This is a genomic window from Frateuria terrea (assembly GCF_900115705.1).
Lineage (GTDB): Bacteria > Pseudomonadota > Gammaproteobacteria > Xanthomonadales > Rhodanobacteraceae > Frateuria_A > Frateuria_A terrea.
This window is the reverse complement of sequence record NZ_FOXL01000003.1, coordinates 479,481-501,274: the sequence shown is the minus strand read 5'-3', so window position 1 is coordinate 501,274 and position 21,794 is coordinate 479,481. Positions and strand designations below refer to the sequence as shown.

Below are 21,794 nucleotides of genomic sequence, written 5' to 3'. Positions count from 1 at the left end.
GCCAGGCTGCACAGCCGCGGCATGGTCCGCCTGTTCAGGCCATCCCGCAGGCCAACCGACGCAGCCGCAGGCTGGCCAGCACGCACAGCGGTGCCAGCAGCAACCAGTACAGCGGTCCCCAGCCGAGCGCCTCGGTGTGCGCCGGCAGCGGTGTGAGGGCCAGCAGCAAACCGCCCAGCAACAGCCAGAGGCCGGCGCCGGCAGCAAGCTGAAAGGCGAACACGGGCATAGGGCGAACGATCATGGCAAGGCTCGGCAGGTCGACGATGCAGACAGCCTGATAGAGCCCCATCTCAGCGCCTGCGACGCGCCATCCGCCCGCCGGCAAAGGCCCCTAGAATGCGCGGACGCCGCCCACGACCGGACCGCCCATGCCCCACGGTACCGCCCTTCCCGCCCGCTACGCGGTCTTCGGTCATCCGATCGCCCATTCGCTCTCGCCGACCATCCACCGGCTGTTCGGCGAGCAATGCGGCATCGCGCTCGAATACGTGGCGATCGATGCCGTGCCGGAGAGCTTCGCCGACGCGGTGCATCGCTTCCTCGCCGCCGCGCACGGCGCCAACGTCACCTTGCCGCACAAGGCCGCCGCCTTCGCCCTGGCCGATGAACGCAGCGCCGCCGCCACCCGCGCCGGTAGCGCCAACGTGCTGACCCGTCGCGCCGATGGCCGCCTCGCGGCGCACAACACCGACGGCGCCGGCCTGGTGCGCGACCTCGTCGAGCGCCAGCAATGCGCGCTGCAAGGTCGCCGCGTGTTGCTGCTGGGTGCCGGCGGCGCCGCACGCGGCGTGGCCTGGGACCTGCTCGATGCCGGCGTGGAAGAGCTCACCATCGCCAACCGCACCGCCGATACCGCCGCCGCACTGGCCGGCGCGCTGGGCGTGACGCGCGCACGCGCACGCTACTGGCAGGACCTGGCCGAACTGGGCAGCTTCGACCTGGTCGTGCATGCCACCTCCGCCGGTGTGCTGGGCCAGCCGCTGCAACTGCCGGGCACGCTGGTCAACCCGCAGACGGTGGGCTACGACCTTTCCTACGGCGGCGGCGCGCAGAGCTTCCTGCGTTGGGCGCGCGAAGCCGGCGCCCGGGCCGCCTGCGACGGCCTGGGCATGCTGGTCGAGCAGGCCGCCGATGCGTTCGCGCTATGGCACGGCCCGCGTCCGCTGACCGATCCGGTCTACGCCACCATGCGTGCCGCACTGGCCTGACACACATCTGCCGCTGGCATCGCGCGCCGCCCCTGCGGCGGCTCGTTGCCGAGGTTGCCCGCCGCAACCAACGGCCCGCCCGAACAACGATCGCACGCGCCGCGTTGTGACGCGCGCACCTCACATCCAGCGCACGGGTGCGTGCTAGCCTCGCCGGCGCAGGGGGGTACTCGCACAGCGGGAGTCACCCATGGCGCAGAAAGGGAGGGTTGGTCGCGGCCTTTGCGGGCTCGGCCTGGTCTGGTTGCTGGCCGGCGTCACGCAGGCTGCGGCAGCGGATGCACGGTTCACCATCGGTTCGCCGGACGTGGCGGTCGCCGACCCGGGTGTGCCCACGCCGCCGGGCAAGGCCTGCGTGGTCGAGCTGTTCAACGACGTCACCTTCGACGACTTCGGCACGCGTCCCTACAGCTACGCGCCGCCGACCGGTTGCGGCCATGGCCACTGGAAGAAGGTGGTGCTGCAGGCGGACTTCTCGGTCACCGCCGGGCGCCAGTACGACCGCACCGCGACCTTCTGGCTGGGCGGCGTGAACGTCTATTTCGGCACCACGCAGGAGCCCTCCGCCGCCGTCTCGCCGCACTGGCGCGTCGAACGCGACCTGACCGACTACAGCTCGCTGCTGCGCCAGCCGGGGCAGGGCCAGGCGATCATCGGCAACCTGGTCAACGACACCTACACCGGGGTGATCCACGGCAGCGCGCGCTTGCTGTTCTATCCCGGTGGCGGCGCCGCGGACGTGCCCGACGAGGTCTATCCGCTGGGTGCCGATCCGGTCGGCAACACCTCCGTGCTCAACAGCGGCACCGACCAGCTGGCCAAGACACTCACCCTGCCGCGCAACGTGGTGCGCGCCTACCTGGACGTGTTCACGCAAAGCCAGGGCGGTGACGAGTTCTGGTACACCTGCGTGCCTGACCAGTACGCGGCACAGACGTTCGAATGCGGCGGCGGCAATTTCCGCGAGGCGCAGATCAGCATCGACGGCCAGCCCGCCGGTGTGGCGCCGGTGATGCCGTGGATCTACACCGGCGGCATCGATCCCTACCTGTGGCGTCCCACGCCCAGCGTGCAGACGCTCAACTTCATGCCCTACCGCGTCGACCTCACGCCGTTCGCCGGCCTGCTCAGCGACGGCGCGCCGCACCAGGTGGCGCTCAGCGTGGCCGGGGCGCACGGCTATTTCGCGGCTACCGCGGCGTTGCTGGTCTACCGCGATCCGCACGCGGCGCAGGTGACCGGCCATATCGTGCGCAACACGCTCGCCGGCCAGCCGCCCATACCGACCATCGGCAGTACACTGGCGACCGACGCCGGCGGCAACCTCAGCGGCGACATCACCACCCGGCTCAGCCGCCAATTCACCATCGAGGGCTACGCCGACACCTCGCGCGGACGCGTGCACAGCACGGTCAGCCAGACGGTGGGCTTCGACGACACCCAGGGCTTCCTGATCGACGCCTCCACCTACGACCAGCACACCCGGCAGCTGACACGCGTGGACAGCGTCAGCACGCAGCGGCGCGGCCCGCTGGTCGAGTCCTACACCCAGCACGTGCGCTACCCGCTGGACCTGGATTACCGCCAGGTGGTGGCCGACGACGGCAGCTTCAGTGCGGCCACCACGCTCAGCCAGGGTATCGACCAGCGCACGGCGCGTGGCCTGGAAGGCGTCACGCTCTATGCCACGCGCCTTTCCAACCAGATCGATGCGGCCGACACGCTGCTGTTCGACGCCAGTGGCGCGTTCACCGGCCATACCGGCCAGCAGAATACTCAGCACTACCGCTTCGACGACACCCGCGGCAGCTGCTACGAGGCTTCGGTGAGCAGCACCGGCGGCGTGCTATCGGCCTACACCCAGGGCCAGGGCTGCCCGGGCGGGCGCAACCATCTGAATGCCTACAGCCGTCCGGACGGCGCGCCAGATTCGCGTCAATTGGCACCGTTCTGATCGACCGCCAGGGGCGAAGGAGCGTCCCCTGACGCCGGCCGGTCACGCCACTGCAACAGGCCTTGGCTACGGTGCGCGCGCCGCGCCGGAGCGCGGGCCACTGGCGATGCCTGCATGTCGACGATATTTGCTCCCAGCCGCCGCACCTGGACGGTGGCAGGCGCCGCTCTGGTCCTGGTCCTGGTGCTGGTGCTGGTGCTGGCATGGCTGGGCCTGCGTGCCTGGCGTTCGGTCGCCGTGGCCGGACCGGCTGTAGCGGCCGATGACAGCGGGCGCGTCATCCTGCTGAACCTCGCCGACCAGGCCGTGCGTGACCATCGCCTGGTATCCCCGCAGGGGCGTAACGCCTGGGAGTTCTACCTCAGCGTGCTCGAACTGGAGCCCGACGATGCGGCCACGCGCGAGACGCTGCAGCGGCTGTTTCCCGCTGCCACAAGGGCGGTCGAACAGGCCATCGACCAGGGCGAGCTGGACCAGGCAGAACGCGAACTGCGCCTGCTGCATGAATTCGACAGCGGCAATTACATTGCGCTCCTGCTGGCCGGCAAGCTCGACGCGCAGCGGCAGCTGCGGGTGCGCCAGCACGAGGCGCGCGCGGCGATGCTCCAGGGTCGGCAGGCGCGCGATGCGGTTCAGCCGGCGAGATAGGTGTCCTTCAGCCGCACGTAGTGCTCGGCCGAATAGTGCAGCTGCTCGACCTGGCTGTCGCTGAGCAGGCGCACGCACCTGGCCGGATTGCCCAGCCAAAGCTCACGCTCGCCCACCACCTTGCCCGGCGGGATCACCGCACCGGCGCCGACGAAGCCGTGCTTCTTCACCACCGCGCCATCGAGCACGGTCGCGTGCATGCCGATCAGGCAGTAGTCCTCCAGCGTGCAGGCGTGCACCACCGCGGCGTGGCCGATCGTCACGCCCTCGCCGATCAGGCAGGGGAAGCCCGGGCCGAAGCGCGACTCGTGGCTGACGTGCACGATGGTGCCGTCCTGGATGTTGGTGTGCGCGCCGACGCGGATGTAGTGCACGTCGCCGCGCAAGACCACGCCGGGCCATACCGACACGTCGTCAGCCAGCACCACGTCGCCGATCACGCTGGCGGCGGGGTCGACGTACACGCGCTGGCCGAGGGTAGGCGTGATGCCTTTGTAGATACGCAGACGGTTCATCCCTGCGATTGTAGGCGAGCACGCATCGACGGTGCTGGAGCGGCTTGAATTCGCCCAGTCCGGTCGCCACGCTGGAAGCATCCCAAGGGAGTGTTTCATGGACCAAGAGAACCCGCTGCTGGCCGACCAGCCGCTGCCCGCCTTCTCGCAGATCAGGCCCGAGCACGTGGAGCCGGCGATCGACGCGATCCTGGCTGACTACCGCGCCGGCATCGACGCGCTGACCGCGCCCGGCGCAGCAAAGGACTTCGCCACGGTGATGCTCACCCAGGAGCGGCTGGAGCAACGCCTGGCGCACGCCTGGGCGCCGGTCGGCCACCTGCACGCGGTGGCCGACAGCGAGGCGTTGCGCGCGGTCTATGGGCCGGCCGAGGAAAAGCTCACCGAGCACGCCATCGAATTGGGACAGAACCGCGCGCTGTATGGCGCCGTGCAGGCGCTGGCCGATGCGCCAGGCTTCGCCACGCTGCCGCGTCCGGAGCAGGCGCTGGTCGAACACGCGCTGCGCGACTTCAGGCTCTCAGGCGTGGCGCTGGAGGAACCGGCGCGTTCGCGCTACCGCGAGATCGGCGTGACCCTCTCGCGCCTGTCCACCGAGTTTTCCAACGCCGTGCTGGATGCCAGCGAAGCCTGGCACGAACACATCACCGACGAGCGCGACCTGGCCGGCGTGCCCGAATCCGGACGCGCGGTGCTGCGCCAGTACGCCGCCGAGCAGGAGCTGGAAGGTTTCCTGGTCACGCTCAAGCAGCCCAGCGTGCAGGCGGTACTCACCTACGCCGACAACCGCAGCCTGCGCGAGCGCGTCTATTGGGCCTACCAGACCCGCGCCTCCGACCAGGGACCCGATGCGGGCAAGTTCGACAACAGCGAACGCATCGAACGGATCATGCGATTGCGCCATGAGGCCGCGCAGCTGCTCGGCTTCGCCAACGCCGCAGAGGAATCGCTGGCCACCAAGATGGCCGCCTCGCCCACCGAGGTGATGGAGTTCCTGCACGACCTCGCCGCGCGCGCGCGGCCGGTCGCGCAGCAGGAACTCGACGAACTGCGCGCCTGGGCGCAGGCCGAGCTCGGTCTGGACAACCTGGAGCCGTGGGACGTCGCCTACGCCGCGGAGAAGTTGCGCGTCCAGCGCTATGCGCTGGACGAGGAACAGCTGAAACCCTATTTCCCGCTGCCGGCGGTGATCGAGGGCTTGTTCGGGTTGACCGGCAAGCTCTACGGCATCACGCTCGCGCAGCGCGACGATGTCGACGTATGGCATCCGGACGTGTGCTACTACGACGTGCGCGATGCCGACGGCCGCGTGTTCGCCGGCGCCTACGTCGACCTCTACGCGCGCAACGGCAAGCGCGGTGGCGCCTGGATGGACGTCTGCCGCGCCCGCTTCGACGACACCGCGCAACACCAGTTGCCGATCGCCTTCCTCACCTGCAACTTCGCGCCGCCCACCGAGGGCAGGCCGGCGCTGCTCAAGCACGACGACGTGCTGACGCTGTTCCACGAGTTCGGCCATGGTCTGCATCACCTGCTCACCGAGATCGCGCTGCCCTCGATCGGCGGCATCGACGGGGTGGAGTGGGACGCAGTGGAACTGCCCAGCCAGTTCATGGAGAACTTCGGCTGGAACCGCGAGGCGCTGGATCTGTTCGCGCGCCATTGGCAGACCGGCGAGGCGCTGCCGGAGGAGCTCTACCAGCGCATGCTCGCCGCACGGCACTACCACGCCGGCCTGTTCCTGGTGCGCCAGCTCGAGTTCGCGCTGTTCGACTTTCGCCTGCACCTCGAATACGACCCGGCGCGCGGCGCGCGCACGATGGAAGTGCTCGAAGAGGTGCGCCAGCAGGTCGCGGTGCTGCATCCACCGGCGTGGCAGCGCTTCCCACATGCATTCACGCACATCTTTGCCGGCGGCTACGCGGCGGGCTACTACAGCTACCTGTGGGCCGAACTGCTTTCGGCCGACGCCTTCGGCGCGTTCGAGGAACTTACCGAGCATGGCGGCAGCGCGATCGACCGCGCCACCGGCGAACGCTTTCGCCGCGAGATCCTGGCCGTCGGCGCAAGCCGTCCGGCGCTGGAAAGCTTCGTCGCCTTCCGCGGCCGCAAGCCCGAACCGGAGGCGCTGCTGCGCAGCCACGGGCTGGCCTGAGCCGGCGTAACGCGCAGGCCCGTTTCATCCGCTCTGAATGCCCCGCCCGCGACTCTAGGGCGGTTTCCGCAGAAGGAAGACGAGATGGGCTTTCTGGGTTGGATGGCTGCTGCCGGCGTGCTGCTGCTCGGCATGTCGCTGGCCGCCGGGTGGATCCGCCCGCTGCCGCTCTCGCAGTTCGCGCTGTACCTGGCGGTCGGGGTGGTCATCGGGCCCTGGGGACTGCACCTGCTGGACGTCGACTTCCTGACTGACGGGGGCTGGTTGCTGCGGCTGACCGAGGTGGCGCTGATCATCTCGCTGTTCTCGGGTGGATTGAAGCTGCGCGTGCCCTGGCGCGCGCGGCCGTGGCGGGTGGCACGTCGGCTGGCATTCCCGGCGATGGCGCTGTCCATCGGTGGCACCGCGCTGGCGGCACATGCGCTGCTGGGACTCGATTGGCCGCTGGCATTGCTGCTGGCGGCGATGCTGGCGCCGACCGATCCGGTGCTGGCGAGCACGCTGGCGGTCGACAGCGCGGCTGACCATGATGGCCTGCGCGTCGCCCTGTCGGGCGAAGCGGGCATGAACGACGGCAGCGCGATGCCGTTCCTGCTGCTCGGCCTGGCCTGGCTGCACGGTGCGTTGTCATGGGACGCACTCGGCCACTGGGCGCTGGTCGAACTGCTATGGGGCGTCTTCGCCGGCATCGCCATCGGGTTCGCGTTTGGCTGGCTGGTCGGCAAGCTCAGCACGCGCCTGGTGACCATGGCGCGCGACCCGGGACCCGGGGCACTGCTCACCGCCGGACTGATCGCCGTCACCTATGCCGCCGCCGAGGCCGTCGGAGCGCTCGGTTTCCTGGCCGTGTTTGCCGCGGGCGTGGGTATGCGCAAGCTCGAAATCGGAGTGATGCAGGAGCATCCCCACCCGAGCCTGCCGGAGGTGCACGACCTGACCCGCATGCCACCGGCGGAATTCGTCGTACGTCCCGCGCTCGCCGGCGGGCCGGACCGCAACGAGCCGGTGGAGGCCGTCGGCCAGGTGGTTGCCGAGGCGCTCACCTTCGGCAGCGTGATGGAACACCTGCTCGGGCCATTGCTGGTACTGCTGCTCGGCATCGCGCTGGCGCGGCACTGGGAGCCGCAGGCGATGTGGCTGGCGGCCGTGTTGTTCGTGCTCATCCGGCCGCTCGCTACCTGGCTCACCACCATCGGCATGGGACTCCACTGGCGGCGCCGGCTGCTGCTCGGCTGGCTGGGCATCCGCGGCATCGGCGGACTGAACTACCTGGCCTATGCGCTGGTGCATGGCCTGGACGGTGGCGCCGCACGGCTGGTGGCCGGCGTGGTGGTGACCACCATTACCTTGAGCGTGGTGGTGCACGGCTTCAGCGCGCAGCCCCTGCTGGCCTGGCGGCGCCGGCGCCTGGCCACCGCGCGCAGGGCGGGCACGGACTGACCGTCGCCCGCGGTGCATCCCCTACAATGCGCCGATGAAAATCGCCTCATGGAACGTGAACTCGCTGAAGGTGCGGCTGCCGCAGCTGACCCAGTGGATGGCCGACGCGCAGCCGGACATCGTGGCGCTGCAGGAAACCAAGCTGGAGGACGGCAAGTTTCCCGTCGACGAGCTGGCCGCGGCCGGTTATCGCGCGGTGTTCTCCGGCCAGAAGACCTACAACGGCGTGGCCATCCTCGCGCGTGGCCACACGCCCACCGACGTAGTCACCGACATTCCCGGGCTGGACGACCCGCAGCGGCGCATCCTGGCCGCCACCGTTGGCGACCTGCGCGTGATCGATCTGTACGTGGTCAACGGCAAGGCGGTGGGTGATCCCAAGTACGGCTACAAGCTCGACTGGCTGGCCAAGGTGCGCGAATTCCTGGCCCGCGAGCATGAGCGCCATCCCCACCTGGTGGTGCTCGGCGACTTCAACATCGCACCGGAAGACCGCGACGTGCACGACCCGGTTGCATGGCACGACTCGGTGCTGTGCTCGGTGCCCGAGCGCGAGGCGCTCGGCGCGATCACCGGGCTCGGCCTGCACGACAGTTTCCGCCTGTTCGAACAGGACGCCGGACACCACAGCTGGTGGGACTACCGGCAGGCCGCCTTCCGCCGCAACCTTGGCCTGCGCATCGACCTGATCCTGCTCGGTGACGCACTGAAGGGCACCGCTCGCGCGGCCGCGATCGACCGTGTGCCGCGCACGTGGGAACGCCCCTCCGATCACACCCCGGTGACGCTTGATCTGGATATCTGAGGAACGATGAACAGCCCTTCCACCGAATGGCCCAGCTCCCTCACCGATGAGGAACTGGACGAGCTCGATCGCTACCTGCGCGGTCACGCCGACGAGGGCCGCCTGCTGCTCGACGGCGTGCACGGCATGCTCTCGGCGATCGCGGTCGGCCCGCTCGAAGTGCTGCCGGACGAATGGCTGCCCGAGGTGCTGCACGATCCCTTCGCCGATGAAGCCGAAGGCAACCGCGTGCTGGAACTGCTGGCCAAGTTGAACGACTCCATCCGCGTCGAACTGGACGTCGATGCCTACGAGCCGATCCTGGGCGAGGTCGATACGGACACCGGCCCGACGTTGTCCGCCGCCGGCTGGTGCGAGGGTTTCAGCCGCGGCATCGACCTGCGCGCGGCGTTGTGGGAAAAGCGCCTGGCCGATGATCCGCAGCTGATGGAGATGCTTGGTCCGGTGATGGCGCTGGCAGTCGACGAAGGCATCCTCAGCGCCGAGGCCGAGTTCGAGAAGCTCACCGACGAGGAATACGACGAGTGCCTGGCACAGGTCGCGCCGGTGCTTGGCGCGGTCGACCATTACTGGCACGAGCACCCGGCCACCGAGGCCGAGTTGTCGGCGCTCGCCCGCGCCCCGGCGCCCGAGGGCGAGGAAGCGCCGCCACCGCCACGCCAGCGCAGCGGCCACTGGGTGCACTGAACGGGCGTGGGCACCGCGGCGCTCTACGAGCCCATCAACACGCTCAAGCCGGTCGCGCCGGCGCTGTGGATCGTCGACGGCCCGATCGTGCACATGGCCGCGCCGCTGGGCATGAGTGCGCCGTTCCCGACCCGCATGACGCTGGTGCGTCTGCCCGATGGCGGGCTGTGGTGCCACTCGCCGGTCGAACCGGACGCGGGCCTGTTCGATGCGATCGACGCGCTCGGCCCGGTCCGCCACCTGGTCTCGCCGAACAAGCTGCACTACGCGCACATCGCCGCATGGAAACGGCGCTACCCCGAAGCGGTCGCCTGGGCCTCACCTGGCGTGCGCCAACGTGCCGCCAGTCAGCGCATCGAGGTGGCCTTCGATGCGGAACTGGAGGATGCGCCGCCCGCGGCCTGGGCCGGCACGCTCGACCAGCTGCGCTTCAAGGGCAGCCGTGCGATCGAGGAGGTGGTGTTCCTGCACCGGCCCAGCGCCACGCTGGTGCTGGCCGACCTGATCGAGAACTTCGAGGCGGACCGGCTCGACACGCCGATGCGCTGGATCGCGCGCTTCGGCGGCGTACTGGCACCCGACGGCAAGACGCCGCTGGACATGCGCCTGACCTACCTGGGCCACAAGGCCGCGGCGCGTGCCTGTTTCGAGCGCATGCTGGCCTGGCAGCCACGGCGGATCATCCTCGCCCACGGGCGCTGCTTCATGCACGACGGCCAAGCCGAACTGCGCCGTGCCTTGGCCTGGCTGGCGTAGCGATGGCAGCGATTCCCGGCTTGTGCGGCATCCGGCGAACGATCCGTTCACGCCGCCGCGCTTGGCCGCGTTCCTGGCCGGCCTCATGCTGAGCGACATCTTCCGCCGGAGGCGCTTCCATGAGCCAACGCACCATCACCCGCCGCGTGCGCGGCATCGACACCAACGACGGCGCCGGGGTGAAGCTCAAGCGCATCATCGGCCAGCCCAACCTGGACATGCTCGATCCGTTCCTGCTGCTGGACGAGTTCCGCTCCGACCAGGCCGGCGACTACCTCGCCGGTTTCCCCGAGCACCCGCACCGCGGCTTCGAGACGGTCACCTACATGCTCGCCGGGCACATGCGCCACGGCGACAACCACGGCAACCAGGGTGATCTCGGTCCCGGCAGCGTGCAATGGATGACCGCCGGGCGCGGCATCCTGCACTCGGAGATGCCGCAGCAGGAAAATGGCCTGATGTGGGGCTTCCAGCTGTGGGTGAACCTGCCTGCCGCGGACAAGATGACCGCGCCGCGCTACCAGGACATCGCGCCCGATCGCATCCCGCGCGCCGAGCCGGCGCCCGGCGTGGAGGCACGGGTGATCGCCGGCCGGCTGGGCGACGCGATCGGCCCGGTGCAGGGGATCGCCACCGAGCCGCTGTACCTGGACATCGCGCTGGGCGCCGGCGCGCGCTTCGAACTCGACCTGCCGCCCGGGCACCACGCGTTTGCCTACGTGTTCGAGGGCGAATCGGCTGAGGTCGGCGGCGCACCGCTGGCGCGCAGCGAACTGGCGGTGCTGTCCGACGGCGATCGCCTGACCCTGGGCGCCGGCACCAGCGCCGCGCGCCTGCTGGTGGTCGCCGGGCGACCGCTGAAGGAGAGCGTCGCGCGCTACGGGCCGTTCGTGATGAACACGCCCGAGCAGATCCACGAAGCGATCGCCGACTTCCGCGCCGGCCGCTTCTGACGTCCTTGGCGCCCCCTCTCCCCGCGGAGGGGGGCTGAGCGGTCGCTCTGGCGACAGGCCGTGGCGGTGGCAGAAGCCCGCCTCAACCTCGACGCTGAACCCCTCCGCCCACCGGCGCACCCGGCGGACCCTGCCGCTCCAGCCGCCGCAGTACTCGCGCGACCACTTCGTCGACCGGCCCGTTCGCCTCCACCGTGAGCGCGGACTCCTCGACGCCCGGTTCCTCCAGCGTCGCCAGCTGGCTGCCCAGCAACTCCGGCGGCATGAAGTGCTCGCGCCCGCGCATGCGCCGCGCCAGTTCCTGGTGGCCCACCCGCAGGTAGACGAAACACACCGCCGGTCCGGCTTGCCGCAGGCGCTCGCGATACGCGCGCTTCAGTGCCGAGCAGGCCACCACCACACTGCGCCCGGATGCCTGCTGCGCTTCCATCCAGCCCGCGATCCCTTCCAGCCAGGCCACGCGGTCGGCATCGTCCAGCGGCACGCCGGCGCTCATTCGGGCGATGTTGGCCGGAGGGTGCATGTCGTCGCCCTCGAGGAACGCATAGCCGAGCGCATCCGCCAGCCGGCGCCCAATGGTGGACTTGCCGGAGCCGGATACGCCCATCACGACGATGGCTGTCGGGTTCTCGCTCACTGCCGCTCCTCGCGTGGTTCCCGCCGACCTTAGCGGCTTGCCGCAGCCCATGCGATCTCTGGGACGATCAGTGGCCGAGCACACGCCGGCGTCGATAAAAGACGGCACACGCTCAACACGTCACGCTGCCCAGCAGCAACCCTGCAGGCAGTGCCGCTGCAGAACCGGGGACAGCGCCAGCACCGCAGCACGGTGACCGCCGAGCCGGCCATCATCAGTTCGGTGTCCTGTGCGTGCTCGCGTGATAGCGAGGCCCAGTGCGATCGGCAGCCCGTAGTGCTCGCGTCCGGACAGCACGATCAGCGGCCACATGAAGCTGTTCCACGCGGCGAGGAAGGTGAAGATCGTCAGCGTCGCCCTGACCCGCTTGAGCAGCGGCAGCACGATCATCACGAAGATGCGCGCCGCGCCGGCGCCATCGATGCACGCCCCAGCAGCTCGTCGGGAATGCCACACGCGCAACGGCGCACCAGGCTGGCCGGCAGCCATCGGCGCCCGCGCGGGCTTATGGCTTGCGCGGCGCCTCGTCCAGCCAGCCGCCGGTGAAACCGGCCCGCTGCAGCCCCTTGCGCACGTAGGGATTGCGGCGCATCACCTTCCACACCAGTCCGCTGCGCCAGTTCTCGATCATCAGCACGATCGGGCCCTGGTCGATACCCAGCTGCACGGTGTCGACCCAGCCCAGTGAAGGCACCAGCCTGCCGGTGCGCAGCACGGCAGCGGCATCGTGGAAGCTCGGGTTGAAGGCATCGACGAAGCCGTAGCGGTTGTAGATGGATTGGCCGTAGCGCTGTTTCATGGTCGCGAGCGCCGGGATCACGATCTCCGGGGCGAAGGCGACCGAACCGCCAGCCGCGGTGGGCGCGATCGTGCCGTCGTCCTCGACATAGTCCAGGCCGGCGCCGCGCGCCGAATAGCCCTTGAATGCATGTCCGCCATCCACGATGTCGCCCGGGCCGTTGCTGGCGGTCAGGCCCCACACGTTGGCCCCGTAGCCGGTCCACTTGCCCGGGTTGGCGATGGCGTAGTTGCGCTGGCTGTAGGTGGCGCGGCGGCTGTTCTGGAAGTAGTCCAGGTCGTGTTCGCGGTTCCAGTCGTCGCGGATGCCGCGGAAGTCGACCCAGGCCTGGCTGTACTGGTGGCCGAACAGCGGCGCGAAGGTGAGAAAGGTCTGGCCGTAAAAGCTGCCCCAGGTCTTGTCGTTGGTCGAGGTCCAGGCCTTCCATGCCGCCGGTGTCACCGGGTGGGTCGGCGAGCCCAACGCCAGGATGTAGACCAGCATGCCCTCGCAGTAGCCCTTCCAGTCGGATGGGATGAACTTGCCGCCGGGCGTCCAGCCCATGCTGATCAGCGGCGGCCGCGCCTGCATCCAGGTCCAGTCCACCGCGCGGTAGATCGCGTCGGCGAGCTGGCGGATTTCCTTCTCCCTGGGTGTGTCGCGGTCGTAGTAGGACTGCGCGAACAACACACCGCCGAGCAACAGCGTGGTGTCCACGCTGGACAGCTCGACGGCGCGGTCGAATCGCCGGCCGGTCTTCATGTCCAGGAAGTGGTAATAGAAGCCGTGGTAGCCGGTGGCGTTGTCCTCGCTGGCGTTCTGCGGCGCATCCTTGAAGAAGCGCAGCGTGGCCAGCGTGCGCTCGATCGCCTGGTCGCGCGTGATGTATCCGCGCTCCGCGCCGATGCCGTAGGCGGTCAGCCCGAAGCCCACCGCGGCGATGCTGGAGAACGACTCGCCCGGATAGTGGTCCGGTACCAGCCCGGTCTTCGCATCGGCGCTGTCCCAGAACCACTCGAAGGTGCGCCGCTCCAGGTCGTCGATCAGCCGTTGCTGCGCAGCTGGCACCGTGCCGTAGGTGGTGGCCTTCACAGGCGCGGCAGGCGCAGCCGGGGCGGCAGCGACGTTGAGGGTCGCCGCCAGGAGCGCGGCACTCAGGGTGAATCGAAAGGCCATGAGGGGGACTTCGTGCGTAGGGAAGGAAAAGGACCGTTGCCGATGCAACGCGGCCGAAGGCGTGCGCGCCTCACGCGGGCACCGGCACGGCCGCGCAACAGCGCTCGATGAAAGCGGCGTGGCTGGGCATCGCTTGCACGCAGTTTGCGATCACCTTGCCGACGCTGGCGAGGTAGCCCTCCATGTCTGATTGGGCGACCTGGTCCACCAGCGGGTGGTAGCTCTCGGGCACGATGCCCTGCCCGAGCATCACCTGCACCCAGCTCACCAGCGCGAACATTTCCTCGCCCTGGCGGAAGAACCGGCCGCTGTCGCGGAACAGGCGGATGGTCTGGGCCAGCTGCGGTGGAATGGACATGCGCCGGCAGGCGTCCCAGAACGGGGTGTCGCTGCGCTCGGTGGCGTGGTAGTGCAGGATCAGGAAGTCGCGGATGCGTTCGTATTCGAAGATCGACTGCTCGTTGTAGCGCTCGGTCAGGACAGGATCGAAGTCGCCCCATGGGAACAGGTTGAGAAACTTGGCGATGCCCGATTGCACCAGGTAGATGCTGGTCGATTCCAGCGGCTCCATGAAACCGCTGGCCAGGCCGAGCGCCACCACGTTCCTGTTCCAGAACTTGCGCCGCATGCCGGCGGTGAAGCGCAACAGGCGCGGCTCGCCCAGCGGCCGCCCGTCAAGGTTCGACAGCAGTGTCGCGGCTGCCTCGTCGTCGCTGATGTGCGCGCTGGAATACACGTAGCCGTTGCCCGTGCGGTGCTGCAGCGGGATGCGCCATTGCCACCCGGCACCGCGCGCGATCGAATGGGTGTAGGGCGTGGGCGGACCGACCTTTTCGCAGGCCACCGCCACTGCGCGATCGCACGGCAGCCAGCGGCTGAAATCGTCGTAGCCGGTGCGCAGCGCCTGTTCGATCAGCAAACCGCGGAAACCGGAGCAGTCGACGAAGAGATCGCCAGCGACACGCACGCCCGAAGCCAGCGTCACGGCCTCGACGAAGCCGGAATCCGGGTGCAGCGCGACGTCGACGATCCTGCCTTCCAGTCGGCGAACGCCAAGGCGCTCTGCGTACTCGCGCAGGAACCGCGCGTACAGGCCGGCGTCGAAGTGGTAGGCATAGGCGATGTTGGCCAGTGGCGAGGTCGGCGCCACGTCGCTTGCCGATACCATGAACTTGCCCTGGGCGGCGGCCACCGCGTTGAGCGAATAGGCGCCGATGTCGGCCGCCGCCTTTCCCTGGCGGCGGGCCTTCAGCCAGTACTGGTGGAACGGCAGCAGGCCCAGGTCATGGCCGATCGCACCGAAACTGTGGAAGTAGCGGCTGCCGATGCGGCCCCAGTCGTCGAACTGGATGCCCAGCTTGAAACTGCCCTGGGTGCGGCGTACGAACTCGGCCTCGTCGATGCCCAGCAGGTTGTTGAACAGCTTCAGGTGGGGCACGGTCGCCTCGCCCACGCCGACGATGCCGATCTCGTCCGATTCGATCAGCTGGATCGCATAGCGGCCGCCGAGCACCTTGGCAAAGGCGGCGGCGGCCATCCAGCCGGCCGTGCCGCCGCCGACGATGACGATGTTTTTGATGGACGAATCGGTCATCGAAGGTGTCCGACTGCCGGCAGAGGAACCAGGCCCGCGCGTTAGACGGGCCTTGCGAGGGCTCCGGTCAGAACCGCATGCCGACCGTGAGCTTGACCGTGCGGGGCACGAAAACGATGTTGCCCGTGCGGTTGTAGGCGGCCGTCGTGTGAACCACGCTGCCATCGGGAATGGCGTAGATCGCATCCGCCGTGTCGTAGTTTTTCCAATTGAACAGGTTCAGCACGTCGAAGCGGCCGTAGAGCTCGATGCCGTGGCCCATGTAGAAGTTCTTGGTCGCCTGCAGGTCGATGTCGCGGTAGCCGAACACCTTGCCACCGACCAGGAAGCGGCCGCTGCCGCCGGGGATCACCCCGGTGGGTGTGCAATTGCTGCCGGTGGGGAACTCCACCGCCGCCGGGTCATAGCAGGACAAAGTGTTGCCCGGGATCGGCGTGGCCAGGGTCAGCTTGGCCGACAAGGTGATGCCCCACGGCACGTCGACCACGCCGGTGGCGACGAAGCGATGACGCGCCGCGGCATTGGAAATGATGAACGGGTACTGGTTGATCGTTTCCTCATCGAACGAGTAGTGCTCGTTGATGTCGCGATTCTGGGTGGCGCGGGTATAGGTGTAGGCGAACGTCGCGCCCCAGCCGGATTCCTTGGTGTAGGGCTTCTCCGCGGACAGCAGGACCTGGGTGGTACGCGTCTCGATGCCGTTGTTGCCGATGATCAGGCTGCCGAAGCCCGGCACGCCATTGCCCCAAGGCTGGCTGTTGCTCTTGAAGAAGCTGCCGTCGGGATAGCGGTTGCCCAGGGTGAACACGAAGCCGTCGTGGCTGAGGATGCGCGACACCGTGGCGCTGGTGTTCCAGTCGCCGAGCTGGTTGCGCATGCCGAGGCTGAACTGGTCCGAGTACGGGGCACGCAGGTTGTTGTTGATCATGTCCACTTCGTTGCCGGCGTTGGTCGTCGACAACAGCGCCTGCAGATTGGACAGGCCGCTCATGAACGCCGGGTCGTAGGCGATGCAAGGCGTGGGATTGACGCCGTGGCAGGCGCCGGTGACCGGGTCCTGGAAGTACACGGTGGACTGCGGCAGCGCGGCCTTGGTCTGCTCCACCTGCAGGTAGTCGTACAGGTCGCGGTCGTAGGCGCGTCCAGCACCGCCGAAGATCACGTGCTGTTCGTCGCCGTTGAGGTCGTAGGAGAAGCCCAGGCGCGGCTGCACCTCGCCCTTGTACGCCTTGCGGTTGTGGCCGGTGCTGATGTAGTCGTTGACGTTGACGCCGCCCAGCGCCAGCGTCTGCGCATAGGTCTGTCCGGCCGCCGCGTTTGGATCCTGGCTGTTGAGCGCGGCCACCACGTTCGCCGGGGTGACGTAGTTGAGGTACGAGGGATTCTTCTCGTAGTCCCAGCGCACGCCCAGGTTCAGGGTCAGCTTGTCGTTGACCGCCCAGTCGTCCTGGATGTAGACGCCGAACTGCTTGTCGCTGGACTTGGCCACCGGGTTCAGGCCCGGCACCGGGTTGGGGAAGAACACCTTCCACGGCTGGGCCTGCGTGCCGGTGCCCGGCTCGACGTCGTAGAAGAACTGCGGATTGACGTCGCCGGCGTCCTGCGCGTTCAGATCCACCATCTTGTACTTGGCGCCCAGCTTGATCACGTGGTCGCCGTGCCAGGAAAGGTCGTTGAAGGTCAGGTCGTCCTGCAGCGCCGGTCCTTTCTGGCCCTTCTTCTGCGTGGCCAGCGTGTTGGCCGGTCCGGTCACCAGGATAGTGGCGTCCTGCTGCGGCCCGTAGGTGTAGACCGCGCCGTTGCCGAAGTTCAGCGGCGTCGGATTGTTGTAGGCCTTTTCGTGGGTGAACAGCAGCTCGTTGAAATAGATCTCGCCGCTGTGCTGCCAGCGCAGGTCCAGCCGCGTGTCGTTGTTGATCGCGTCGATGCCTGCGGAGGCCGCGTTCTGGTCGCCGATGTTGTCGTACTGGTCCTCCTTGCGGACCTGGCCGCTCAGCTCGAAGCGGTCGCGGTCGGTCGGCTCCCAGTCGATCTTGCCGAAATACAGGTCCTCCTTGAACGGCAGGTTCGCCGGGCCCAGCTGGGCGACGACATCGGCGGGCAGCAGCGCGGCCGCGTCCGGAACCTGGCCATTGGTGGTCACGGTCTTCGGCGTGACGAACTTCTTCGCCTCGTAGGTGAAGAAGAAATGCATCTTGTCCTGGATGATCGGACCGCCGATCGCGAAGCCGTATTCCTTTTCGTGCGACGGCGTCTTCTTGTTGGCCGCGTCTTCGGACGGCGTGCGCGCGCGGAAGGCATCGTGGGTGTAGGTGCCGAACACCTCGCCGTGGAACTGGTTGGTGCCGGACTTGGTCTGCGCGGTCACCGCCGCGCTGGATATCTGGTCGTACTCAGCCTTGTAGTTGGACGTGATGACCTTGTACTCACCGATGGCCAGCTGCGGGAACGGGTTGCCCTGGCTGGCGAACTGGCCGCTGATGCCACCTTCCTTGACGTAGCTCTTCTGGCCCACGCCGTCGATGTAGACGTTGACCGAGCTGTTGTTCTGCGCCCCGCCACGCAGCGAGGTGTGGCCGGCGGAGTCGACGTTGAACACCATGCCCGGGACGGTGTCGGCGAATTCCAGGAAGTTTCGCGACACCTGCGGGATCGTCTGGATCTGGTGCAGCGAGATGGTGTTGCCCACCTCGGAGGTCTTCACTTCCTGCAACGTGGTGGCGGTCACCGAGACGCCGCCGAGAGTGGTGGCGTTCGCGGCCGACGGCGCACTGGGCGGCGCGGCGGCGGGCTGGGCGAGATTCAGCGTGGACGTCGAGGCCACCGTCAGGGTCACCGTGCGCTCGGTGCCCGGACCGGCATCGATCTGGTAGGTGCCCGGCGGCAGGCCGACCATCGCATAGCTGCCGTCGGCGGCCGTGCGGGTGCGCCGCACCGCGCCGGTCGCCACGTTGCGCGCGGTCACGTCGGTGTTGGCCGGGCCGCTGCCGCGCAGCGCCGCGGTGGAGGTCTGTGCCCATACCAGGCTCGGCGCCGCGGCCAGCGCTACCACCGAGCTGGCGATCAGGCTGGCCAGTAGTGTCTTCTTCAAACGCATCGTCGTGTTCATGGATCCCCTCCCTCGAGGGCCTTTTGTTAGATAGTTGAATCAAGCCGGTGAGGTTGTCGTGAGCGCCGCGCGGCAACTGCCGCGAACCATCACGGCGCAATCGAGCCTGTCCGCAGGCGCAACCGGTGCGTCGCGCTCGAGCCGATCGGCCAGCCGCTCCAGCGCCAGCCTGCCGAGTTCGGTGACGCCCACGTGCACGGTGGTCAGCGGCGGCCTCAGGTAGCGCGTGATCGGGATGTCGTCGAAGCCGGTCAGCGCGATGGCCTGCGGGACGCGCAGGCGGGCCTCCTTTAAGGCATACAGGCAGGTCAGTCGCGGCGGACCGTAAACGTTTTCATCCGGGAAAGTGAAGGTGCGGCGAAGCGAACGTTTTCACGGGCCTCCAGCGCGGATGAGACCAGCCGATAGCCACTCGAGGGGGAGCCTTCCGGCCTGTGCGCCAGTTCCCGGTTCGCTCGTTAAAACGCCATTAACGTGCGTTACGCCAAGATGTTGCACGTACTCTCGTTCCTGCGCCCGAACAAGTATCGGTAAACGGTTGATTTGACGATGATCGCCTTGCTCACCGCCGTCTTCTGCCTGGCCCTGCTGGCCGGAGCCGTCCGACGTGTGCCGGACGGCCAGGTGCTCAGCCTCTACCGTGGTGGCAAGCGGCGTCGGCTGTTGCAGCCGGGCGTGCACTTCGTGCTGCCAGGGCTGGACCGCGTTGGCCACCGCATCGACCTGGCCGGGCAGGTGCTGCATTTCCGGGAACCGCTGGCCAGCGCGCGCGACGTGCGTGGCACGGTGTATTGGCAGGTGCTGGAGCCTGAGCGTGCCGACGCGGTCTTCGATCAGGCCGAGCAGCTGATCCGCGGTGGCGCGCTGGATGCGCTCAAGGATGAACCGGCCGTGGCACAGGAGAACCGCCGCGACCTCGGCGGGCGGCTCAAGCAGCGCCTCAACACTGCGCTGCGCGAGCGCGGCATGATGGTCACCCGGGTCGACCTCGACTTCGCCTGACCTGCGTGCCCTGGCTTCGGCCGCGTGCGCACCCGATACTGGGCAGCTCCCGCATGCGAGCGCGCCGATGAACCCCTCCAGCCTGCACGAACGCCTCGAACACGGCATCGCCGCGCTTGGCCTCGCGTTGCCGGCCGGCGCGGCGGACCGGCTGCTGACCTACCAGGCGCTGCTGCAGCGCTGGAACGGCACCTACAACCTCACCGCGGTGCGCGACCCGGCCGAGATGGTGACCCGCCACCTGCTCGACTCGCTGGCGATCCTGCCCTACGTGCAGGGCGAGTCGCTGGCCGATCTCGGCACCGGCCCCGGGCTGCCCGGCATCGTGCTGGCGATCGCCGCGCCGGGGCGGCACATCCTGCTGGTCGACTCCAACGGCAAGAAGGTGCGCTTCCTGCGCGAGGCGATCCGTACGCTCGGGCTGGAGGGCGTGCGCGCGGTGCAGTCGCGGGTGGAGGAGGTCGAAGGCTCGTTCGACTGCATCACCGCGCGCGCCTTCGCCAGCCTGGCCGACATGCTCGGCTGGGGTGGCCACCTGCTGGCGCCGCACGGCGTCTGGCTGGCGATGAAGGGCAAGCCGGCGGACGAGGAGCTGCCCGGCATTCCGGCAGGCTTCGAGCTGCGCGCCCGGCATGCCCTGCACGTGCCGGGGCTGGAAGCTGAGCGGCATCTGCTGGTACTCGGCCGGGCCTAGCCGCAGCGGCTCGTTGCGCGCGATGTCGACAGGGCTATGCTCCACCCACGGTATGCCGCAGGAGTGAAGTCGTGAAACATCTGACCAGCCTGGCCCTTGTCGCAGCCGCGACCGTGGCCTATGCCGCTGGCTACGGACCCCTGTTCTTCGGTGCACCAATGCTGGGCGCGCTGTTGTTGCTGGGGGGCGTGGCGCTGGAAGTGAGCTTCTGTCGGCGGCTTCTGCGCGTTCGCGCCAGCACCCGTTAGGCGCACTGCTCGTCCAGCACCGCGCCGTTGCTGGCGATCACCCGGGCATACAGCTCGCGCTGGCCTTCGGCGTGCGCTTCTGCATAGCGAAGTCGGCGTGGTCCAGCCCGAAGTGCTTGGAATAGCCCAGCGACCATTCCAGGTTGTCCAGCAACGACCAGGCGTAGTAACCCGTGAGGTTCACCCCGGCCTCGATTGCCGCGTGCAACGCGCGACGAGGTCGAGGCGATGGCGCTGGGCCAGCGGATCGTGGTGCTCGCTGGGCCTGCGCCTGCGCCCGGAGGATCTGCAGCCGGCCGACGTCCGGCGCCCGGCCCGCCTGGAAGCCCGGCTGGAACTGCCCGAACCGGTCGGCAACCGAAATCTTCCTCAACCTGCGCCATGGGCTCCTGGCGCTGGTCTCGCGGGTGCCGCCGTCGCTGCCGGGAGCCGGAACCACGCTGGCACTAGGCTTCGTCCCGAGCGGCTGCATTTCTTCGAGGCAGACGGCGGGGCGCGGATCGCGTGACCGCGGTCGGGGTCGCCCCGGACGCCGGACCCACTACACTAGGTCCCCTTTCCGCGTCACCGGAAGCTATCGACCCATGGCCCGCATCATCGCTGTCGCCAACCAGAAGGGCGGCGTCGGCAAGACCACGACGGCAGTCAATCTCGCGGCGGCACTCGCGGCCGCCAAGCGCAAGGTGCTGCTGGTCGACCTCGACCCGCAAGGCAACGCGACCATGGCCTCGGGCGTGGACAAGCGCGAGGCCAAACCCAACGGCTGCGAGGTGCTGCTGGATGAAGCGCCGATCGAGCGCGCTATCGTCGGCACCGAGGCTCACTACGACCTGTTGCCCGGCAACGGTGACCTCACCGCAGCCGAGCTCAAGCTGATGGACGCGATCGCCCGCGAGAGCCGGCTCAAGGAACAGCTGGCGAAGATCTCGGACAGGTACCAGACCATCCTGATCGACTGCCCGCCTTCGCTGCACCTGCTCACGCTCAACGCGCTGGCTGCGGCCGATGGCGTGCTGGTTCCGGTGCAGTGCGAGTACTTCGCGCTGGAAGGCCTCTCCAGCCTGCTGGAAACGGTCAAGGCGGTGCGCCAGCGGCTCAATCCGAAGCTGGAGATCGAGGGCCTGCTGCGCACCATGTACGACGTGCGCAACAACCTCGGCAACGAAGTCTCCGCGCAGCTGACCCAGCACTTCGGCGACAAGGTGCTGCGCTCGATCATCCCGCGCAACGTGCGCCTGGCCGAGGCGCCAAGCCACGGCCAGCCGATCCACCTGTACGATCGCAGCTCGCGCGGCGCGATCGCCTACATCGGCCTGGCCGGCGAAATCATCCGCCGCGAACGCGGCGCGCAGGCCGCCGTGGCCGCGCTCAACGACATGCACGACACCGGCGCGGCGCTCGACGCGGCCGCCGACATCCATCAGGAGTAACC

General features: G+C 68.5%; 21 protein-coding genes and 1 pseudogene. 13 read left to right on the top strand and 9 right to left on the bottom strand.

From position 1 onward, the window contains the following. Positions 1–34: 34 nt before the first annotated feature. Positions 35–244: a hypothetical protein gene (locus tag BMZ38_RS06080; protein ID WP_139202388.1), complete on the bottom strand. Its 210-nt coding sequence runs from the start codon at positions 242–244 to the stop codon at positions 35–37. A 127-nt stretch (positions 245–371) separates the two neighbouring features. On the opposite strand from BMZ38_RS06080, the gene aroE reads away from it, so the two are divergent. The 3 genes from aroE to BMZ38_RS06065 all read left to right on the top strand — a co-directional run bounded on the left by aroE (position 372) and on the right by BMZ38_RS06065 (position 3,813). Then, the gene (gene aroE, locus BMZ38_RS06075) at positions 372–1,211 is read left to right on the top strand and encodes a shikimate dehydrogenase (RefSeq protein ID WP_091335339.1); all 840 of its coding nucleotides are present in this window, start codon (positions 372–374) and stop codon (positions 1,209–1,211) included. A 190-nt stretch (positions 1,212–1,401) separates the two neighbouring features. Beyond that, positions 1,402–3,165, top strand: coding sequence for a peptide-N4-asparagine amidase (locus BMZ38_RS06070; protein WP_091335337.1), 1,764 nt, complete (start codon positions 1,402–1,404; stop codon positions 3,163–3,165). A 114-nt stretch (positions 3,166–3,279) separates the two neighbouring features. Next, positions 3,280–3,813, top strand: a complete 534-nt coding sequence (locus tag BMZ38_RS06065; RefSeq protein WP_245747196.1) for a hypothetical protein — start codon at positions 3,280–3,282, stop codon at positions 3,811–3,813. Here BMZ38_RS06065 and BMZ38_RS06060 read toward each other — a convergent pair. Then, positions 3,798–4,328: a gamma carbonic anhydrase family protein gene (locus BMZ38_RS06060; protein WP_091335335.1), complete on the bottom strand. Its 531-nt coding sequence runs from the start codon at positions 4,326–4,328 to the stop codon at positions 3,798–3,800. The two genes, BMZ38_RS06065 and BMZ38_RS06060, sit on opposite strands and share 16 nt — an antisense overlap. Before the next feature lie 97 nt (positions 4,329–4,425). On the opposite strand from BMZ38_RS06060, the gene BMZ38_RS06055 reads away from it, so the two are divergent. From BMZ38_RS06055 to BMZ38_RS06030, 6 genes are all read left to right on the top strand, one after another. After that, a complete protein-coding gene (locus BMZ38_RS06055; protein WP_091335333.1) occupies positions 4,426–6,483 on the top strand; it encodes a M3 family metallopeptidase in 2,058 nt (685 codons plus the stop codon). An 84-nt stretch (positions 6,484–6,567) separates the two neighbouring features. Next, positions 6,568–7,923, top strand: a complete 1,356-nt coding sequence (locus BMZ38_RS06050) for a cation:proton antiporter (protein WP_091335331.1) — start codon at positions 6,568–6,570, stop codon at positions 7,921–7,923. 34 nt (positions 7,924–7,957) lie between these two features. After that, positions 7,958–8,728: an exodeoxyribonuclease III gene (xth, locus tag BMZ38_RS06045; RefSeq protein WP_091335330.1), complete on the top strand. Its 771-nt coding sequence runs from the start codon at positions 7,958–7,960 to the stop codon at positions 8,726–8,728. Positions 8,729–8,734: 6 nt separating this feature from the next. Continuing rightward, positions 8,735–9,415, top strand: coding sequence for a YecA/YgfB family protein (locus BMZ38_RS06040; protein ID WP_091335328.1), 681 nt, complete (start codon positions 8,735–8,737; stop codon positions 9,413–9,415). 6 nt (positions 9,416–9,421) lie between these two features. Further along, positions 9,422–10,171: a DUF4336 domain-containing protein gene (locus tag BMZ38_RS06035; RefSeq protein WP_245747195.1), complete on the top strand. Its 750-nt coding sequence runs from the start codon at positions 9,422–9,424 to the stop codon at positions 10,169–10,171. Positions 10,172–10,290: 119 nt separating this feature from the next. Beyond that, on the top strand, positions 10,291–11,124 hold the full coding sequence (locus tag BMZ38_RS06030) for a pirin family protein (RefSeq protein WP_091335326.1): 834 nt from the start codon (positions 10,291–10,293) through the stop codon (positions 11,122–11,124). Between the two features lie 82 nt (positions 11,125–11,206). Here the strand turns inward: BMZ38_RS06030 and BMZ38_RS06025 are convergent, their stop codons facing one another. The 6 genes and pseudogenes from BMZ38_RS06025 to BMZ38_RS06000 form a co-directional block, all read right to left on the bottom strand. Continuing rightward, entirely contained in the window at positions 11,207–11,761 is a 555-nt protein-coding gene (locus BMZ38_RS06025; protein ID WP_245747194.1) for a gluconokinase, read from the bottom strand. A 120-nt stretch (positions 11,762–11,881) separates the two neighbouring features. Beyond that, positions 11,882–12,234, bottom strand: a pseudogene (locus BMZ38_RS06020) (ABC transporter permease subunit); the annotation flags it as partial. A gap of 32 nt (positions 12,235–12,266) precedes the next feature. Then, a complete protein-coding gene (locus tag BMZ38_RS06015; RefSeq protein WP_091335324.1) occupies positions 12,267–13,715 on the bottom strand; it encodes a glucoamylase family protein in 1,449 nt (482 codons plus the stop codon). Between the two features lie 70 nt (positions 13,716–13,785). Continuing rightward, positions 13,786–15,309 carry a tryptophan halogenase family protein gene (locus BMZ38_RS06010; RefSeq protein WP_091335322.1) on the bottom strand — a complete coding sequence of 508 codons (1,524 nt, stop codon included), beginning with the start codon at positions 15,307–15,309 and terminating at the stop codon, positions 13,786–13,788. Between the two features lie 67 nt (positions 15,310–15,376). After that, positions 15,377–18,418, bottom strand: a complete 3,042-nt coding sequence (locus tag BMZ38_RS06005; RefSeq protein ID WP_091335320.1) for a TonB-dependent receptor — start codon at positions 18,416–18,418, stop codon at positions 15,377–15,379. 39 nt (positions 18,419–18,457) lie between these two features. After that, positions 18,458–18,673 (bottom strand): substrate-binding domain-containing protein, encoded by a 216-nt coding sequence (locus BMZ38_RS06000; protein ID WP_245747203.1) that lies wholly within the window; start codon positions 18,671–18,673, stop codon positions 18,458–18,460. A 294-nt stretch (positions 18,674–18,967) separates the two neighbouring features. Between BMZ38_RS06000 and BMZ38_RS05995 the strand changes: the two genes are divergently transcribed. The 3 genes from BMZ38_RS05995 (at position 18,968) to BMZ38_RS17480 (ending at position 20,362) form a co-directional block, all read left to right on the top strand. Next, positions 18,968–19,420, top strand: a complete 453-nt coding sequence (locus BMZ38_RS05995; RefSeq protein ID WP_091335317.1) for an SPFH domain-containing protein — start codon at positions 18,968–18,970, stop codon at positions 19,418–19,420. A 67-nt stretch (positions 19,421–19,487) separates the two neighbouring features. Next, a complete protein-coding gene (rsmG, locus tag BMZ38_RS05990) occupies positions 19,488–20,114 on the top strand; it encodes a 16S rRNA (guanine(527)-N(7))-methyltransferase RsmG (RefSeq protein ID WP_091335316.1) in 627 nt (208 codons plus the stop codon). 71 nt (positions 20,115–20,185) lie between these two features. Beyond that, entirely contained in the window at positions 20,186–20,362 is a 177-nt protein-coding gene (locus BMZ38_RS17480) for a glycosyl transferase family 39 (RefSeq protein WP_139202387.1), read from the top strand. A 37-nt stretch (positions 20,363–20,399) separates the two neighbouring features. Here the strand turns inward: BMZ38_RS17480 and BMZ38_RS05985 are convergent, their stop codons facing one another. Beyond that, the gene (locus tag BMZ38_RS05985) at positions 20,400–20,546 is read right to left on the bottom strand and encodes a family 1 glycosylhydrolase (RefSeq protein ID WP_425431861.1); all 147 of its coding nucleotides are present in this window, start codon (positions 20,544–20,546) and stop codon (positions 20,400–20,402) included. A gap of 400 nt (positions 20,547–20,946) precedes the next feature. Between BMZ38_RS05985 and BMZ38_RS05980 the strand changes: the two genes are divergently transcribed. Continuing rightward, positions 20,947–21,792, top strand: a complete 846-nt coding sequence (locus tag BMZ38_RS05980) for a ParA family protein (protein WP_091335314.1) — start codon at positions 20,947–20,949, stop codon at positions 21,790–21,792. The last annotated feature ends 2 nt before the right edge of the window (positions 21,793–21,794 follow it).

What these genes read in the sequence shown, in the direction of transcription:
- BMZ38_RS06010 (WP_091335322.1), bottom strand. Translation starts at nt 15,309, where the DNA reads ATGACCGATTCGTCCATCAAAAACATCGTCATCGTCGGCGGCGGCACG.
- BMZ38_RS05995 (WP_091335317.1), top strand. Translation starts at nt 18,968, where the DNA reads ATGATCGCCTTGCTCACCGCCGTCTTCTGCCTGGCCCTGCTGGCCGGA.
- xth (WP_091335330.1), top strand. Translation starts at nt 7,958, where the DNA reads ATGAAAATCGCCTCATGGAACGTGAACTCGCTGAAGGTGCGGCTGCCG.
- BMZ38_RS06005 (WP_091335320.1), bottom strand. Translation starts at nt 18,418, where the DNA reads ATGAACACGACGATGCGTTTGAAGAAGACACTACTGGCCAGCCTGATC.
- BMZ38_RS06040 (WP_091335328.1), top strand. Translation starts at nt 8,735, where the DNA reads ATGAACAGCCCTTCCACCGAATGGCCCAGCTCCCTCACCGATGAGGAA.
- BMZ38_RS06060 (WP_091335335.1), bottom strand. Translation starts at nt 4,328, where the DNA reads ATGAACCGTCTGCGTATCTACAAAGGCATCACGCCTACCCTCGGCCAG.
- BMZ38_RS05980 (WP_091335314.1), top strand. Translation starts at nt 20,947, where the DNA reads ATGGCCCGCATCATCGCTGTCGCCAACCAGAAGGGCGGCGTCGGCAAG.
- BMZ38_RS06065 (WP_245747196.1), top strand. Translation starts at nt 3,280, where the DNA reads ATGTCGACGATATTTGCTCCCAGCCGCCGCACCTGGACGGTGGCAGGC.
- BMZ38_RS06080 (WP_139202388.1), bottom strand. Translation starts at nt 244, where the DNA reads ATGATCGTTCGCCCTATGCCCGTGTTCGCCTTTCAGCTTGCTGCCGGC.
- BMZ38_RS06055 (WP_091335333.1), top strand. Translation starts at nt 4,426, where the DNA reads ATGGACCAAGAGAACCCGCTGCTGGCCGACCAGCCGCTGCCCGCCTTC.
- BMZ38_RS06050 (WP_091335331.1), top strand. Translation starts at nt 6,568, where the DNA reads ATGGGCTTTCTGGGTTGGATGGCTGCTGCCGGCGTGCTGCTGCTCGGC.
- rsmG (WP_091335316.1), top strand. Translation starts at nt 19,488, where the DNA reads ATGAACCCCTCCAGCCTGCACGAACGCCTCGAACACGGCATCGCCGCG.
- BMZ38_RS06070 (WP_091335337.1), top strand. Translation starts at nt 1,402, where the DNA reads ATGGCGCAGAAAGGGAGGGTTGGTCGCGGCCTTTGCGGGCTCGGCCTG.
- BMZ38_RS06015 (WP_091335324.1), bottom strand. Translation starts at nt 13,715, where the DNA reads ATGGCCTTTCGATTCACCCTGAGTGCCGCGCTCCTGGCGGCGACCCTC.
- BMZ38_RS06030 (WP_091335326.1), top strand. Translation starts at nt 10,291, where the DNA reads ATGAGCCAACGCACCATCACCCGCCGCGTGCGCGGCATCGACACCAAC.
- aroE (WP_091335339.1), top strand. Translation starts at nt 372, where the DNA reads ATGCCCCACGGTACCGCCCTTCCCGCCCGCTACGCGGTCTTCGGTCAT.